Origin of the sequence: Actinomadura sp. WAC 06369, from assembly GCF_003947565.1 — a bacterium.
Classification (GTDB): Bacteria; Actinomycetota; Actinomycetes; order Streptosporangiales; family Streptosporangiaceae; genus Spirillospora; species Spirillospora rifamycini.
In genome coordinates, this window is record NZ_QHJN01000351.1 from 1 (window position 1) to 1890 (window position 1890).

Genomic DNA, 1890 nt, shown 5'->3' on the forward strand with positions numbered 1-1890 from the left:
CGCGCGCGCGCCAGCGCCAGCCTCACCTCAGGAGACGCCACCGGCGCGGTGCTCAGCGCGGCCGCCAGGTCGCCCGGGTCGCGGGCCGTCAGGCCCGCGAGGAACGCCGACGCCGGGTCCGCCGCCGCGAGCCGGACGCGCGCCAGCCCGAACGCCGCGCTCACGTGCGTCGGGTCGGTCCGCCACACCGTCTCGTAGTAGGGCCCGGCGGACGCCGCGTCGCCCCGGCACTCGTGGCAGAACGCCAGCGCCAGCTTCGGCGCCTGCTCCCCCGGCATCAGGTCGTACAGGCCGTTGAACGCGCGCGCCGCCGCCGCCGCGTCGCCGCCCGCCAACGCCCGCACCCCCCGGTACCAGTCGACCCGCCAGTCGCCCGGCCGCTCCGCCTCGATCTCGTCGAGCAGCGCCGCCGCGCCGTCCGGGTCGCCCAGCCCGATCCGCGCGCGCGCCAGCGCCAGCCTCACCTCAGGAGACGCCACCGGCGCGGTGCTCAGCGCGGCCGCCAGGTCGCCCGGGTCGCGGGCCGTCAGGCCCGCGAGGAACGCCGACGCCGGATCCGCCGCCGGGACCAGCGGGGCGGGCAGCGCCGCTGCCGCCGCGGCCGGCTCCGGCACCCGCAGCACCCGCGCGGGCGCCGCACCGCCCGGCCGCGCCGCCTCCACCTCCGCGCCCGCCGTGTACTGCTCGGGCCCGAACATCGACGACGGCGCCGGGCGCGGCCGTCCGTCCTCCGCCGACAGCACCTCCCGGAGCACCCCGGTCAGCTGGTCCGCCATCTCCGCCGCGCTCCGGAACCGGCGGGACGGGTCCGGGTGCGTCGCGCGCCGCAGCACCCGGTGGTATGAGTCGTACCGCTCGAACAGCGGCACCTCGCGGCGCGGCGGCAGGCTCCGCAGGTGCCGCGCCGTGTACCCGCGGAACGGGAAGCTCAGCACCGCCAGCGTCCGGCCCACCGTGTAGAGGTCCGACGCGACCGACGGGCCCCGCGACGCCACCTCCGGCGCCTGGTAGCCCGGCGTGCCGAACACCGGCCCGTCCGCGTCCGACATCCGCCGCACCCCGCCGAGGTCGATCAGCTTCAGCTGCTCCTCCGACTGGATCGCGTTGTCGGGCTTGAAGTCGCAGTACAGCAGCCCCACCCCGTGCAGGTAGCCGAGCGCGCTCAGCACCTCCAGCCCGTACGCGATCACCTGCCCGAGCGGCAGCGCCGCGTTCTCGCCCTCCGCGTCGCGGCGGCTCAGCAGGATGTCCTTCAGCGACCGGCCCCCCACGTACTCCATCACGATGTAGCCGGAGTCGCCGTGCCGCACGAAGTTGTAAATCTTGACGATGTTGGGGTGCTCGACCTCCGCGAGGAACGCCCGCTCGGCCGCCGCCGCCGCGAGCGAATCCGCGTCCCCGGCGTCCAGCAGACCCTTCAGCACCACCCACCGGCCGCTCACGTTGTGGTCGCGCGCCAGGTACACCCAGCCGAGCCCGCCGTGCGCCAGGCAGCCCAGCACCTCGTACTGCCCGCCGAGCAGATCCCCGGGGCGCAGCTTCGGCGTGAACGAGAACGCGTGCCCGCAGCGCGCGCAGAACCCCTCCGTGCGCCCCGGGCGCCCGTCGCGGCTCCGCCCCACCTGCTCCCCGCACCGGCTGCAGAACCGCCGGCCCCCCGGCCTGCTCCGCCGGGGGCCCCGCGCCGGGCACCCCAACCCGGCCCCGCCGGGCGCCAGGCAGCCCAGCCCCTCGTACGGCCCGCCGAGCAGACCCCCGGGGCGCAGCTTCGGCGTGAACGAGGACGCGTGCCCGCACCGCGCCCAGAACCCCCCCGTGCGCCCCGGGCCCCCGTCGCGGCTCCGCCCCACCTGCTCCCCGCACCGGCTGCAGAACCGCCGGCTCTCCGGC

General features: G+C 77.6%; 1 protein-coding gene. It reads right to left on the reverse strand.

Translation table 11 applies throughout. The features are described from left to right. On the reverse strand, nt 1-1622 hold a 1622-nt coding region (locus tag DMH08_RS39345), incomplete at its 3' end, for a serine/threonine-protein kinase (RefSeq protein WP_199748236.1). Between the last annotated feature and the right edge of the window lie 268 nt (nt 1623-1890).